At 55.0% G+C, this 14,371-nt stretch carries 16 protein-coding genes; 5 read left to right on the top strand and 11 right to left on the bottom strand.

What is annotated here, in order from left to right; genetic code table 11:
• Window positions 1-130: 130 nt before the first annotated feature.
• From lptF to mtgA, 5 genes are all read left to right on the top strand, one after another.
• Window positions 131-1,231: an LPS export ABC transporter permease LptF gene (gene lptF, locus ACOTX5_RS00320; RefSeq protein WP_003861881.1), complete on the top strand. Its 1,101-nt coding sequence runs from the start codon at window positions 131-133 to the stop codon at window positions 1,229-1,231.
• Window positions 1,231-2,313: an LPS export ABC transporter permease LptG gene (lptG, locus tag ACOTX5_RS00325; protein WP_001147540.1), complete on the top strand. Its 1,083-nt coding sequence runs from the start codon at window positions 1,231-1,233 to the stop codon at window positions 2,311-2,313. The genes lptF and lptG overlap by 1 nt, the downstream gene beginning before the upstream one ends.
• Window positions 2,314-2,450: 137 nt before the next feature.
• Complete coding sequence (arcB, locus tag ACOTX5_RS00330) at window positions 2,451-4,784, top strand: aerobic respiration two-component sensor histidine kinase ArcB (RefSeq protein WP_045911914.1); 2,334 nt, start codon at window positions 2,451-2,453, stop codon at window positions 4,782-4,784.
• Window positions 4,785-5,016: 232 nt separating this feature from the next.
• Window positions 5,017-5,670, top strand: a complete 654-nt coding sequence (gene elbB, locus ACOTX5_RS00335) for an isoprenoid biosynthesis glyoxalase ElbB (RefSeq protein ID WP_015571987.1) — start codon at window positions 5,017-5,019, stop codon at window positions 5,668-5,670.
• A complete protein-coding gene (gene mtgA / locus ACOTX5_RS00340; RefSeq protein ID WP_015571986.1) occupies window positions 5,667-6,392 on the top strand; it encodes a monofunctional biosynthetic peptidoglycan transglycosylase in 726 nt (241 codons plus the stop codon). Before elbB ends, mtgA begins: the two co-directional genes overlap by 4 nt.
• Before the next feature lie 39 nt (window positions 6,393-6,431).
• Here the strand turns inward: mtgA and npr are convergent, their stop codons facing one another.
• From npr to ACOTX5_RS00395, 11 genes are all read right to left on the bottom strand, one after another.
• Window positions 6,432-6,704 (bottom strand): PTS phosphocarrier protein NPr, encoded by a 273-nt coding sequence (gene npr / locus ACOTX5_RS00345; protein WP_003861872.1) that lies wholly within the window; start codon window positions 6,702-6,704, stop codon window positions 6,432-6,434.
• Complete coding sequence (gene rapZ / locus ACOTX5_RS00350; RefSeq protein WP_003861870.1) at window positions 6,701-7,555, bottom strand: RNase adapter RapZ; 855 nt, start codon at window positions 7,553-7,555, stop codon at window positions 6,701-6,703. Before rapZ ends, npr begins: the two co-directional genes overlap by 4 nt.
• Window positions 7,556-7,600: 45 nt before the next feature.
• Complete coding sequence (gene ptsN, locus ACOTX5_RS00355; RefSeq protein ID WP_003861869.1) at window positions 7,601-8,092, bottom strand: PTS IIA-like nitrogen regulatory protein PtsN; 492 nt, start codon at window positions 8,090-8,092, stop codon at window positions 7,601-7,603.
• Between the two features lie 82 nt (window positions 8,093-8,174).
• Complete coding sequence (hpf, locus tag ACOTX5_RS00360) at window positions 8,175-8,462, bottom strand: ribosome hibernation promoting factor (protein ID WP_003861866.1); 288 nt, start codon at window positions 8,460-8,462, stop codon at window positions 8,175-8,177.
• Window positions 8,463-8,484: 22 nt separating this feature from the next.
• Window positions 8,485-9,918, bottom strand: a complete 1,434-nt coding sequence (gene rpoN / locus ACOTX5_RS00365) for an RNA polymerase factor sigma-54 (protein ID WP_045907663.1) — start codon at window positions 9,916-9,918, stop codon at window positions 8,485-8,487.
• 47 nt (window positions 9,919-9,965) lie between these two features.
• The gene (lptB, locus tag ACOTX5_RS00370; RefSeq protein ID WP_003861862.1) at window positions 9,966-10,691 is read right to left on the bottom strand and encodes an LPS export ABC transporter ATP-binding protein; all 726 of its coding nucleotides are present in this window, start codon (window positions 10,689-10,691) and stop codon (window positions 9,966-9,968) included.
• Window positions 10,692-10,697: 6 nt separating this feature from the next.
• Entirely contained in the window at window positions 10,698-11,252 is a 555-nt protein-coding gene (gene lptA / locus ACOTX5_RS00375) for a lipopolysaccharide ABC transporter substrate-binding protein LptA (RefSeq protein WP_006812136.1), read from the bottom strand.
• Window positions 11,221-11,796, bottom strand: a complete 576-nt coding sequence (lptC, locus tag ACOTX5_RS00380; RefSeq protein ID WP_015571983.1) for an LPS export ABC transporter periplasmic protein LptC — start codon at window positions 11,794-11,796, stop codon at window positions 11,221-11,223. The genes lptA and lptC overlap by 32 nt, the downstream gene beginning before the upstream one ends.
• A complete protein-coding gene (gene kdsC / locus ACOTX5_RS00385; RefSeq protein WP_017693909.1) occupies window positions 11,793-12,359 on the bottom strand; it encodes a 3-deoxy-manno-octulosonate-8-phosphatase KdsC in 567 nt (188 codons plus the stop codon). The genes lptC and kdsC overlap by 4 nt, the downstream gene beginning before the upstream one ends.
• 14 nt (window positions 12,360-12,373) lie before the next feature.
• The gene (kdsD, locus tag ACOTX5_RS00390) at window positions 12,374-13,360 is read right to left on the bottom strand and encodes an arabinose-5-phosphate isomerase KdsD (RefSeq protein ID WP_003861853.1); all 987 of its coding nucleotides are present in this window, start codon (window positions 13,358-13,360) and stop codon (window positions 12,374-12,376) included.
• A 13-nt stretch (window positions 13,361-13,373) separates the two neighbouring features.
• Window positions 13,374-14,351, bottom strand: coding sequence for a calcium/sodium antiporter (locus ACOTX5_RS00395; RefSeq protein WP_003861852.1), 978 nt, complete (start codon window positions 14,349-14,351; stop codon window positions 13,374-13,376).
• Window positions 14,352-14,371 lie beyond the last annotated feature (20 nt).

Here is a 14,371-nt window from a genome sequence, read left to right on the forward strand (position 1 = left end):
CATGAAGCGCGAATCCGCCGGGTTTTTTAATCTTAGCGATGATTTCGACGACTCAAGAGAATAAATGACGTTTAAGCCATGAAACAAGCTAAATTCCTGCATAAGACGAGTTTTAACGGGCGTATTTAAAGTGATAATCATAAGATATCTGGTTCGGGAGACGCTGAAGAGCCAACTGGCGATCCTCTTTATCCTCCTTCTGATCTTTTTCTGTCAGAAGCTGGTCAGGATCCTCGGCGCGGCGGTTGATGGCGAAATCCCAACGAATCTGGTGCTTTCCCTGCTCGGGCTTGGCGTGCCGGAAATGGCGCAGCTTATCCTGCCGTTAAGCCTGTTCCTTGGTCTGCTGATGACCCTGGGTAAGCTCTATACCGAAAGTGAAATCACCGTGATGCATGCCTGCGGCCTCAGTAAAGCCGTACTGGTAAAAGCAGCCATGGTGCTGGCGCTGTTTACGGGCATTGTTGCCGCGGTTAACGTCATGTGGGCGGGGCCGACCTCCTCTCGTCATCAGGATGAGGTGCTGGCGGAAGCAAAAGCTAACCCGGGGCTGGCGGCGCTGGCGCAGGGGCAGTTCCAGCAGGCGACCGACGGTAACTCCGTGCTGTTTATCGAAAGCGTCGATGGCAACCGCTTCAATGACGTGTTTCTTGCTCAACTGCGCCCGAAAGGTAACGCCCGGCCTTCTGTGGTGGTGGCGGACTCCGGTCAGCTGTCTCAGCGTAAAGACGGCTCTCAGGTTGTCACGCTGAACAAAGGAACGCGTTTCGAAGGCACGGCTATGCTGCGCGACTTCCGTATTACCGATTTTCAGAACTACCAGGCCATCATTGGCCATCAGGCCGTCGCGCTCGATCCCACGGATACTGAGCAGATGGATATGCGCACCTTAATGAATACCGATACCGATCGTGCGCGTGCTGAACTGCACTGGCGTATCACGCTGGTCTTCACCGTATTTATGATGGCGCTGATGGTGGTTCCGCTGAGCGTGGTAAACCCGCGCCAGGGCCGCGTGCTGTCGATGCTGCCAGCGATGCTGCTGTATCTGGTGTTCTTCCTGCTGCAAACCTCAATCAAGTCTAACGGCGGGAAAGGAAAAATTGACCCGATGATCTGGACCTGGGTCGTGAATGGTTTGTATCTGCTGCTGGCAGTCGGACTCAACTTGTGGGACACGGTGCCTGTGCGTCGTCTTCGTGCCCGGTTTACGCGTAAAGGAGCCATCTAATGCAGGCGTTTGGCGTACTTGACCGCTATATCGGTAAAACGATTTTCACCACCATCATGATGACCCTGTTCATGCTGGTGTCGCTCTCGGGCATTATCAAATTTGTCGACCAGCTGAAAAAAGCCGGGCAGGGGAGTTACGACGCGTTGGGCGCCGGGATGTATACCCTGCTCAGCGTACCAAAAGATGTGCAGATCTTCTTCCCGATGGCGGCCCTGCTGGGGGCGCTGCTGGGCCTGGGGATGCTGGCTCAGCGTAGCGAGCTGGTGGTGATGCAGGCATCGGGTTTTACCCGTATGCAGGTTGCGCTGTCGGTGATGAAAACCGCGATCCCGCTGGTGCTGTTGACCATGGCGATTGGCGAATGGGTCGCGCCGCAGGGCGAACAGATGGCGCGTAACTACCGTGCTCAGGCTATGTACGGCGGTTCACTGCTCTCCACGCAGCAGGGATTATGGGCGAAAGATGGTCAGAACTTTGTCTATATCGAACGCGTGAAAGGGGACGATGAACTGGGCGGCGTGAGTATCTATGCCTTCAATAACGATCGTCGTTTACAGTCGGTGCGTTATGCCGCCTCCGCTAAATTTGATGCGAACAACAAGCTTTGGCGGTTATCCCAGGTTGATGAATCTGACCTGACGAACCCGAAACAGATCACCGGTTCGCAGACCGTTAGCGGTACCTGGAAAACCAACCTGACGCCGGACAAGCTTGGGGTGGTAGCGCTCGATCCCGATGCGCTCTCCATCAGCGGTCTGCATAATTACGTGAAGTATCTGAAATCGAGCGGACAGGATGCGGGGCGTTACCAGCTCAACATGTGGAGCAAAATCTTCCAGCCGCTGTCCGTGGCCGTGATGATGCTGATGGCGCTATCGTTCATCTTTGGACCGCTGCGTAGCGTGCCGATGGGGGTTCGCGTGGTAACCGGTATCAGCTTTGGTTTTGTGTTCTACGTCCTCGATCAGATTTTCGGTCCGCTGACGCTGGTGTATGGCATTCCGCCAATTATCGGCGCACTGTTGCCGAGCGCCAGTTTCTTCCTGATCAGCCTCTGGATGCTGCTAAAACGCTCCTGATAAACCTTCTTCCTCGCTCCCGGTTGCCCGGGGGCGAGGCTAATCTCCTGTTTCACCCCGCACTTTTTCTCACAACCTTCAACGCCTCGCCGTGAATTTGAGTATTATTGAGCGATAAAGTCGTGAAGGGATCCTCTATGAAGCAAATTCGAATGCTGGCCCAGTACTACGTCGACCTGATGATGAAGCTCGGGCTGGTGCGTTTTTCCATGCTGCTGGCGCTGGCGCTGGTCGTTCTGGCCATCGTCGTGCAAATGGCCGTGACCATGGTTCTGCATGGTCAGGTCGAGAGCATCGACGTGATCCGCTCTATTTTCTTTGGCCTGCTGATTACCCCATGGGCGGTCTATTTTCTCTCCGTGGTGGTTGAGCAACTGGAAGAGTCCCGACAGCGTTTATCGAAACTGGTGGATAAGCTGGAAGAGATGCGCGAGCGCGATCTCAAACTCAACGTCCAGCTCAAGGACAACATTGCCCAGCTGAATCAGGAAATTTCAGACCGTGAGAAGGCGGAAGCCGAGCGTCAGACCACGCTTGAGCAGCTAAAAGTTGAGATGAAAGAGCGTGAAGTGACGCAGATCCAGCTTGAACAGCAATCCTCTTTCCTGCGCTCGTTCCTCGATGCGTCGCCGGATCTGGTGTTCTACCGTAATGAAGATAAAGAGTTCTCCGGCTGTAACCGGGCCATGGAACTGTTGACCGGGAAAAGCGAAAAGCAGCTGATCCACCTGAAACCTCAGGATGTCTATTCCGAAGAGGCGGCAGCAAAAGTGATGGAGACGGATGAAAAGGTCTTCCGCCATAACGTTTCGCTGACCTATGAGCAGTGGCTGGACTATCCTGACGGGCGCAAAGCCTGCTTTGAGATCCGCAAAGTGCCTTATTACGACCGGGTGGGGAAACGTCATGGTCTGATGGGCTTTGGCCGCGATATCACCGAGCGTAAGCGCTATCAGGATGCGCTGGAGCGCGCCAGCCGGGATAAAACAACCTTCATCTCCACCATCAGCCATGAACTGCGCACCCCGCTGAATGGCATTGTGGGGCTGAGCCGCATTCTGCTGGATACCGAGCTGACTAGCGAGCAGGAAAAATACCTGAAAACGATCCACGTCTCGGCGGTCACGCTGGGCAATATCTTCAATGATATTATCGACATGGATAAGATGGAACGCCGTAAAGTTCAGCTCGACAACCAGCCGGTTGATTTTACCGGTTTCCTCGCGGACCTGGAAAACCTGTCAGGTTTACAGGCTCAGCAAAAAGGGTTGAGCTTTGTGATGGAGCCAACGCTGCCGTTGCCGCATAAAGTGGTGACGGACGGCACACGTCTGCGGCAGATCCTGTGGAACCTCATCAGCAACGCCGTGAAGTTTACCCAGAAGGGGCAGGTTGCGGTGCGCATTCGCTATGACGAAGGCGACATGCTGCACTTTGAAGTTGAGGACTCGGGTATCGGCATTCCTCAGGAGGAGCAGGATAAGATCTTCGCCATGTATTATCAGGTTAAAGACAGCCACGGCGGTAAACCGGCGACCGGTACGGGCATTGGACTGGCGGTGTCGAAACGTCTGGCGAAAAGTATGGGCGGGGATATCACCGTTGCCAGCCAGCCGGGTAAAGGCTCCACCTTTACGCTTACCATCCACGCGCCTGCCGTGGCGGAAGAGGTGGAAGATACGTTTGAGAACGACGATATGCCGCTGCCAGCCCTGCACGTCCTGCTGGTGGAAGATATTGAGCTGAACGTCATTGTCGCCCGGTCGGTACTGGAAAAACTCGGTAACAGCGTGGATGTGGCGATGACCGGGAAAGCCGCGCTGGAGATGTTCACGCCGGGCGAGTATGACCTGGTGCTGCTCGATATTCAGCTACCGGACATGACCGGGCTGGATATCTCCCGCGAGCTGACGCGCAAATATGCTCCTGACGAGCTGCCGCCGCTGGTGGCGTTGACCGCAAACGTGTTGAAAGATAAAAAAGAGTATCTCGAGGCCGGTATGGACGATGTGCTCAGCAAGCCGCTGGCGGTACCCGCCCTGACGGCGATGATCAAGAAGTTCTGGGATACCTGTGATGAAGAGGAGAGCACCATGACGTCTGTTGATAGCGCTAAAGCCCAAACGATACTGGATACCGCCATGCTGGAGCAGTATATCGATCTGGTGGGACCAAAACTGATCACCGATGGCCTCGCCGTGTTCGAAAAAATGATGCCGGGCTATCTGAACGTGCTCGAATCCAACCTGACGGCGCGTGACCAGAAGGGCATCGTCGAAGAGGGGCATAAAATCAAAGGCGCGGCAGGATCTGTCGGGTTACGCCATCTCCAGCAGCTGGGCCAACAGATTCAGTCTCCTGATTTACCTGCCTGGGAAGATAACGTAGGTGATTGGGTCGAAGAGATGAAACAAGAGTGGCAAAACGATGTGGCAGTGCTGAAAGCCTGGGTGGATGCCAGAAAAAAATGACCCCGGCTATACCGGGGTGCGCGAATACTGCGCCAACACCAGGGAAATCGTGGCTGCGCCTGATTTTTATGGGTTGTTTTCGCATGGACGCCGCCTGAAAATTGAGGCCGCACGCAGATAAGATAGCAAATCTTAAACAGTTTGTTACATGAATCAGTGAAATGTGTGAAGCATAGCGTTTTAATCAGAATTTTTAATGTGCTTCAGCGAGTTGCATAGAAGGATCGTCAGAATGAAAAAGATTGGTGTCGTGCTGAGCGGATGTGGTGTTTACGATGGTTCAGAGATACATGAAACCGTATTAACGCTGCTGGCATTATCGCGCCAGGGGGCAGACGTTATCTGCTTCGCCCCGGATAAAACCCAGGCAGACGTGATTAATCATCTCACCGGCGAGCCAATGGCGGAAAGCCGTAACGTGCTGATTGAAGCGGCGCGTATTGTGCGCGGCGATATTCACCCGCTGGCACAGGCCGATGCCGCTGAGCTTGATGCGCTCATCGTGCCGGGCGGTTTTGGCGCGGCGAAAAACCTGAGCACGTTTGCAACGGAAGGCACGGCGTGTCATGTCGATCCCGATTTGAAAGCGCTATCGCTGGCGATGCATGCGGCAGGTAAGCCGCAGGGCTTTATCTGCATTGCGCCGGCCATGCTGCCGAAAATTTTTGATTTCCCGCTGCGGCTCACGATCGGAACCGACATTGATACCGCTGAGATTGTCGAGGATATGGGCGGCGAACACGTGCCATGTCCGGTAGACGACATTGTGGTGGACGAGGACAACAAGATCATCACCACGCCAGCGTATATGCTGGCGCAGAACATCGCCGAGGCTGCCGCAGGCATTGAAAAGCTGGTGGACAGAGTGCTGGTCCTGACCGAATGAGTCGTAAATTCTCCCCCGGCGGGTGGTTAAAACGGATCCTGCTGCGTATTGTGCTGGTCCTGGCCGTGTTCTGGGGCGGCGGTATTGCGCTGTTCAGCATCCTGCCCGTCCCGTTCTCGGCCGTGATGGCAGAGCGGCAGATTAGCGCCTGGCTCTCAGGTGATTTTGGCTATGTTGCCCATTCTGACTGGGTCAGCATGGATGCAATCTCGCCGTGGATGGGGCTGGCGGTCATTGCGGCAGAAGATCAGAAATTCCCGGAGCACTGGGGTTTTGACGTGGCGGCTATCGAGAAGGCGCTGGATCATAATGAACGTCATGAAAACCGCGTCCGCGGCGCATCGACGCTTTCTCAGCAGACGGTAAAAAACCTGTTCTTATGGGACGGTCGCAGCTGGGTGAGAAAAGGGCTGGAGGCCGGGCTGACGCTGGGCGTCGAGACGGTGTGGAGCAAAAAACGCATTTTAACCGTCTACCTGAATATCGCGGAATTTGGTGACGGCGTATTTGGTGTCGAAGCGGCATCGCAGCGCTATTTTGGCAAGCCCGCCAGCAGGCTGACTATGTCCGAAGCGGCACTGCTTGCCGCCGTGCTGCCGAACCCGCTGCGTTTTAAGGCCAGCGCCCCGTCAGGCTATGTGCGAAGCCGCCAGGCGTGGATTATGCGCCAGATGCGTCAGCTGGGTGGGGAAGGGTTTATGGAGCGAAATAATCTTAGGTAGGGCGGGTAAGCGCAGCGCTACCCGCCGACATGGCGAACGTTAGTCTTCGTCAAACCCGGCGTTGAACAGGGCAATCACTGCCGCCAGCGCTTCTTCTTCCTGCGGGCCGGTGGCTTCAACTTCAATCTGACGGCCTTTGGCAGAATCCAGCATCAGTAGCGCAATCACGCTGTTGGCTTCTGCCTCGGTTCCCTCGTCGTTGCGCAGCAGCACCTCAGCATCAAAACCCTGCATCAGTTCAAACAGCTTCATCGCCGGGCGCGCATGCATGCCCAGCTTGTTGGTGATTTCGACGGTCTGTTTTACGGTCATGTTTTGCGTTTTTCCAGCGTGCGATGACGGGACTGAACGTTCTTCCCGCGTGAGCGGAAGTAATCGGCCAGCTGTTCGGCAATGTAGACCGAACGATGTTTACCGCCGGTACAGCCAATCGCCACCGTCAGGTAGCTGCGATTGTTTGTTTCCAGCATAGGTAACCATAGCTCAAGGTAGCTTCGCGTCTGGTAGATAAAATTGTGTACTTCTGTGTGTCGATCGAGGAACGCTGCCACCGGCTTATCCAGACCGGTCATCGGACGCAGTTTCGGATCCCAGTGTGGGTTCGGCAGGAAACGCACATCAAAAACGTAATCCGCATCGATAGGTATGCCGTGCTTAAAGCCGAAGGATTCAAACACCATCGTCAGTTCGCGCTCGCGCTTGCCGAGTAAGCGCGTACGCAGCATTTCCGCCAGCTCGTGGACGGACATTTCGGAGGTGTCGACAATCAGGTCGGCCCGGGAACGCAGCGGCTCAAGCAGATCGCTCTCTTTATCGATGGCGCTTTCCAGCGAAAGATTTTTACTGGAGAGCGGATGCAAACGACGTGTATCGCTGTAGCGACGGATCAGCGTGTTGCGGTCAGCGTCCAGGAACAAGAGCTGAGGCGAGAAGCATTCCGGCAGGCTGTTCATTGCCTGCTCGAAGATTTCCGGCGATTCCGGCATGTTACGCACGTCAATACTGACGGCGGCAGAGATTTGCCTGTCCGCCAGCGTCCGCGCCAGATCGGGTAACAACACTACCGGCAGGTTATCTACACAGTAAAATCCCATGTCTTCCAGCGCGCGCAGGGCCACGGACTTCCCGGACCCCGAACGACCGCTGACGATCATCAGCACCATGTTCCGTTTCTCCTCAGGGCAGCCGTTCTGAAGGCCCTTTCCCGATTATGCCTCATCCTGATTGCCTTCTGCTTCAGTGATAATTTGATAAAGCTCTTCATCACTTTGGGCTGAGCGCAGTCGACGACAAATGGTTTTATCCGCCAGACGTTTGGCAACCAGCGACAGCGTGTGCAGGTGGGTTTTGGTCTGATCGGCAGGAACCAGCAGCGCGAAAAGCAGATCCACAGGCTGGTTATCGATGGCGTCAAAAGCGATAGGCGTTTCCAGTTGCACAAACACCCCCACGGCACGCAGCGTATCTTCTTCCAGCTTGCCATGCGGGATCGCAATGCCATTGCCGATGCCGGTACTGCCCATTTTTTCACGGGTCAGAATGGCTTCAAACACGATCTGCGGCGGCAGACCCAGCTGTTTTGCGGCCAGTTCACTGATGATTTCCAGCGCACGTTTTTTGCTCTGGCAGTGAACGCCACTGCGGGTACAATCCTGGTTAAGGACATTGCTCAGTTGAAGAGCGGAATCGTTGTTTATCATAATTTCACCTAAGCGCTAACTGTACAAATGGCCTGTTGTGTTTCACAACAGGCCGTCCTGCACCCGTTAACTGCCCGGACAATTAGTGTTGTTTCAGTTTATCTTTATGTTTATTGAGCTGTCTCGCAAGCTTATCAATCAAGCCGTCGATAGCCGCGTACATGTCTTGCCCTTCCGCACTGGCATGGAGTTCCCCTCCGTTGACGTGTAGGGTCGCATCCGAGATATGCGTCACTTTCTCCACTTTCAACACAACATAGACCTGGTTGATCCTCTCGAAATACTGCTCGAGTTTCGCAAACTTAGTGTTTACAAAATCGCGTAAAGCCTCAGTAATCTCGACGTTATGTCCGGTGATATTGAGCTGCATAGTGTCTTCCTTATCGGTTGTGTCAAACCAGTTGTTTACGCTGGTTAGACGGCGGAATGGATAAAGACTCTCGATACTTCGCGACAGTACGACGTGCCACCATAATACCCTGATCGGACAGCATGGTGGTTAACTTACTGTCACTGAGTGGCTTCGCGGGGTTCTCCGCGGCGATCAACTTCTTCACCAGTGCGCGAATAGCCGTTGACGAGGCTTCGCCGCCGCCTTCGGTGTTCACGTGGCTGGAGAAGAAATACTTAAGCTCAAAAATACCGCGTGGGCTGTGCAGATATTTCTGCGTGGTCACGCGGGAAATGGTTGATTCATGCATCTCGACGGCCTGGGCGATGTCTGCCAGCACCATCGGTTTCATAAACTCTTCGCCCTGCTCAAAGAACGCCTGCTGCTGTTCGACAATACAGCGGCTGACGCGCAGCAGCGTGTCATTACGGCTCTCCAGGCTCTTGATCAACCAGCGTGCTTCCTGAAGGTTGCTGCGAATGTATTGATTATCAGCGTCATTACGTGCGCTGGTGCACATGGAGGCGTATTGCTGGTTGATTTGCAGGCGAGGAATGCTGTCGGCGTTCAGTTCAACGACCCAGCGGCCATTGTGTTTTCTCACCAGCACATCGGGGATGACATATTCCGGTTCGCTGGTCTGGATCGACTGCCCCGGACGCGGATCGAGCGACTGGATCAGATTCACCGCTTCCTTCAGCACCTCTTCTTTCAGGCGTGTGACGCGCATCAGGGTGCGGAAGTCGTGATTCGCCAGCAGATCCAGATGATCGCTGATGATGAGCCGGGCTTCGTCAATCCACGGTGTCTCTTTGGCAAACTGCGAAAGCTGGATCAGAAGGCAGTCGCGCAGATCTTTCGCGGCGACACCTATCGGGTCGAAACGCTGAACGCGTTTCAGGACGGCTTCAATCTCTTCCAGTTCAATCTCGTCATTGCCGATGCTTTCCAGAATCTCGTTCAGCGTCACGGTCAAATAGCCCGTGTCGTCAACGGCATCGACAATCGAGGTGGCAATGGCGCGATCGGTATCGGAGAAAGGGGTCAGCTCTACCTGCCACATCAGGTAGTCCTGAAGCGACTGGGTGGTTTCGCCCTGGTAGACCGGGAGTTCATCGTCCTGGTAGTCTGCGCGCGTCCCGGAAGGGGTACCCGCGGTGTAGATTTCATCCCAGCTGGCATCCAGCGGCAGTTCGTCCGGCATCTCTTTCTGTTCGAGCGCATCTACGGAGTCGAGCGTTTCTGTGTCCTGCGTCTGCTGGGCGTCTACCTCGTCATGAAGATCGGTTTGCTCCAGCAGCGGATTGCTGTCCAGCGCCTGCTGGAGCTCCTGCTGGAGTTCTAACGTGGACAGCTGCAACAGACGGATTGCCTGCTGTAGCTGCGGCGTCATGGCCAGTTGCTGGCTGAGCCGTAATTGCAAACCTTGCTTCATGTTCAGAGCGTTTTTCTCCGGTTCGGCGTGACTTAACCTCTACCCTATCAGAGTCTGAAGTCTTCCCCAAGGTACACGCGCTTAACATGCTCATCTTCGAGGATTTGCTGCGGCGTACCGTGGGCAATCAGATGGCCCTGGCTCACTATGTAGGCGCGCTCACACACGGCCAGCGTTTCACGAACGTTGTGGTCCGTGATCAGTACGCCAAGCCCGCTGTCGCGCAGGTGCTCAATGATACGTTTGATATCGATAACGGAGATGGGGTCAACGCCCGCAAACGGTTCATCCAGCAGGATGAATTTTGGGTTTGCTGCCAGCGCGCGCGCAATCTCAACGCGGCGGCGTTCACCACCGGACAGCGCCTGGCCGAGGCTGTCACGCAGATGCTCGATATGAAACTCTTCCATCAGCTCGTTCGCACGGTCAGTGCGCTGCTCGCTGGTCAGATCGTCACGGATCTGGAGCACGGCCATCAGGTTGTCGAACACGCTTAAGCGGCGGAAGATAGACGCTTCCTGCGGCAGATAGCCGATGCCACGACGCGCGCGGGCATGAAGCGGCAGCAGGCTGATATCTTCATCATCGATGATGATGTTGCCGGCGTCACGCGGGACGATGCCCACCACCATGTAGAAGGTCGTGGTTTTACCCGCCCCGTTAGGGCCAAGCAAACCCACGATTTCGCCGGAGTTGACGGTCAGACTGACATCTTCGACGACGCGGCGGCCCTTATACGCTTTCGCGAGGTTTTTTGCAGTTAAAGTTGCCATAACGAATTAGTTACTCTTTTTCTGTGCCGGAGCCTGACCGTTGTTCTTGTCCTGCAACTGCGAAGGCACAAGCACGGTCGTGACGCGTTTGCCTTTTTCGCTGGAGGCCTGCATTTTCTGCTCTTTCACCAGATAGGTGATCTTGTCGCCTTTGATATTGCTGTCCAGCTGTTCCAGGTAAGCATTACCGGTCAGGATGACCAGATCCTTCGCCAGTTCATAGTGCATATGCGAGGCATGGCCTTTCACCGGCTTGCCGTTGTCCTGCATCTGGTAGAAGGTGGCCGGGTTGCCATAACCATCGATAATCTCTTTGCCCTGCTCGCCGCCCGGACGGGTAACGACCACTTTGTCGGCGTTGATTTTAATGGTGCCCTGGGTCATGACGACGTTGCCGGTAAAGGTGACGACGTTACCCTGCATATCCAGAGACTGGGTATCGGATTCAATATGAATCGGCTGTTCGGTGTCGCCAGTCACAGCAAGCGCGGGAAGACTGGCCGCCAGCAGCGCGCTGGCGATAACAACTTTAAGGCTGAGTTTGTTTGTTTTGAATTTCATAGGAGGTTCTAACCTTTTCAATCAGCTCGGCGTTTTTGCTGCGTAAGTTCCCGCGCATTCTTAAACCGCTGGAATTAAATGTTGTGCCATACAGGGTGACTAAATCCTGCGACGTGACATCCTGGGTGACCAGGTTGATCTGGGCGTTATCCGTCGTAATTTTTCGCAGTTGCGCGTCAGCGGTCAGGGCGTTGACTTCAACGTGACCATACAGGTAAAGCATACGGTCATTTGTCAGTTTTGCCCGGTCAGACTTGATAGACCACGTCGGCACTTTGTCCGTATCAAAGGTGGTCATGACCGGTTGGGTAAACCACGAGGTACCGTCATCTGAAAAATATTCTACATGCTGAGCAACGAGGCGATAGTTCAGCGCGCCTTCCGGGCTATAGACCACGGTGTCGCTGTGATCGCTTTTATAGGTCGGGTCGCTCGTGTTAACCACTTCCGCTTGCGTATCATCGCGGTCAGCGAGGTTGACGCCAATCAGTACCAGGGCGACAAGCGCAAGCAGAATGATAACCCAACGTCTGGTTTTACTCATATCGATTGCCCTTTCGCCTCATCAAGCTTGCCCTGCGACAGCAGAAGCAGATCGCAGACTTCACGGACGGCGCCGCGGCCACCGTGAATATGGGTAACGTAATCAGCACGCGGGATCAGCAGCGGGTGCGCGTCAGCCACCGCGATGCTCAGACCCACCTCCGCCATCACTGGCCAGTCGATCAAATCATCCCCGACGTATGCCACATTCTCTGGTGCAATGGCCAGTTTTCCCAGCAGATCCCGGAAAGCTACCATCTTATCAGACTGCCCCTGATAGAGATGGGTAATGCCCAGCGTTTCACACCGATCTTCTACCAGTTTAGCTTTCCGCCCGGTGATGATTGCAACTTCAATTCCGGACGTGAGCGCACAGCGGATACCGTAACCGTCGCGAACGTTAAAGGCTTTCAGCTCTTCGCCGTTATTGCCCATATAAATCAGACCGTCGGAGAGCACACCATCCACATCGAGGATCAACAGGCGGATATTTTCCGCCTTTGCCATCATGTGGGCGCTCACCGGGCCATAACAGGTTGCAAGGGATGCACCCGCATTACTCATTGTCTTATCCTTCATTACACTACGCCAGCGCGCAGCAGATCATGCATATGTACCACACCCAGCAGTTGGTCGCCATCGGCAACCATCACTGAGGTAATATGACGGGACTGCATCAGGTTCAGCACATCTACCGCCAGCGTGCCGGGACGGACGCGGATCCCGCCTGGCGTCATCACATCAGCAATGCCCAGCGTTCGGACATCCACACCCATATCGAATACCCGGCGCAGGTCGCCGTCGGTGAAAATGCCCTGAATCTTCATCAGATCGTCGCAGATAACCGTCATGCCCAGGTTTTTACGGGTGATCTCCAGTAACGCGTCGCGCAAAGAGGCCTCTTTGCTCACGTGCGGGATCTCATCTCCGGTGTGCATAATATCGTTAACCCGCAGCAGCAGTTTGCGCCCGAGCGCGCCGCCGGGATGAGACAGGGCAAAATCTTCAGGCGTAAAACCGCGGGCTTCCAGCAGCGCAACGGCAAGGGCATCGCCCATCACCAGCGCGGCGGTTGTGCTGGAGGTCGGCGCCAGCCCCAGCGGACAGGCTTCTTTAGGCACTTTCACGCACAGGTGAATATCCGCCGCACGCGCCATGCTGCTTTCCGGTCGGCTGGTCATGCAAATCAGCGGTACGTGCAGACGCTTCAGCACCGGGATCAACGCCAGGATTTCATTCGATTCCCCGGAGTTGGACAGCGCAATAACCACGTCCTGCGGCGTAACCATGCCGAGGTCACCGTGCGCGGCTTCACCGGGATGAACGAAGAATGACGACGTGCCGGTACTGGCAAAGGTCGCCGCCATTTTGCGTCCGATATGGCCGGATTTGCCCATCCCCATCACCACGACTTTGCCGGCACAGTAGAACATCTTCTCACAGGCCAGACTAAAATCCTGATTAATGTACTGATCTAACTGCGCCAGACCTTCACGTTCAATCTCCAGAACGTCTTTGCCTGCTTTCTGAAAGTCAAAACCCGGCTGCAATTCTATTTGCGACATAATGCGTTTCCGTTTACCCAGAGAGAAGAGGCGAAAGCCAGTACAGCATCGCCAGCCATACGATAAATCCACCCGTCAGCAGCGCGCCTGCGCCTTTGCCGATCTGCTCTTTTCGCCGCCAGCAGAGCAGGGCGAAAATCACGCTGACCAGCAGCATCACACCGTAATCGCGCGTGAAAACCATAGGGTTAAACGGCCCCGGCGAGATTAGCGCCGGCAGCCCTGTCACGATCGCGATATTGAAAATATTCGAGCCGATGATATTGCCGATGGCGATATCATCTTCCCCTTTACGCGCCCCGGCGATGGCGGTGGCCAGCTCTGGCAGGCTGGTGCCGATGGCGATTACCGTCAGACCGATTGTCAGTTCGCTCATCGCAAACGCGTTCGCCAGCACCGTCGCGTTATCGACCACCATCCGCGTGGCCATTGGCATGATGATCAGCGCGACGCCCAGCCACAGCAGGGCGACGGGTAAGGTCCCTTCCCGGGGCAGCTCGGCGAGATGCTCACGCGTAAGGCTATCGTTACCCTGTTTTTCCGCCAGACGTGCGATCTTCACGCTGTAAAGCAACCAGATCACGGCCAGGGCGAGCAGGAATATACCGTCACCGACGCTCAGCACCCCGTCATAAAGTACGTAGCCTGCCAGCAGACTGACGACTAACATTAACGGCAATTCCCGGCGCAAAACATCAGAATGCACGCGAAATGGATGCAGTAATGCGGCTAAGCCTAAAATCAGTAAGATATTGACGATGTTAGAGCCAATCGCGGTGCCGATAGCGAGGTCGACCTGCCCATGCAGCGAGGCTGAAACAGAAACGATGATTTCAGGAAGCGATGTGCCTACACTGACCACCGTCATGCCGATAATGATGGGCGGCATGCCAATGAGTCGACAGAGAATGGATGCGGCAAAGACCAAACGGTCAGCACTGTAGACCACCAACAGTAAACCAATTATTAACAGTGCTGTTGCTAAAAGCATCAAAAGTCCTTTCTTCAGGT

It is taken from the genome of Enterobacter cloacae complex sp. IR5441 (assembly GCF_049238215.1).
GTDB classification, from domain to species: domain Bacteria; phylum Pseudomonadota; class Gammaproteobacteria; order Enterobacterales; family Enterobacteriaceae; genus Enterobacter; species Enterobacter hormaechei_C.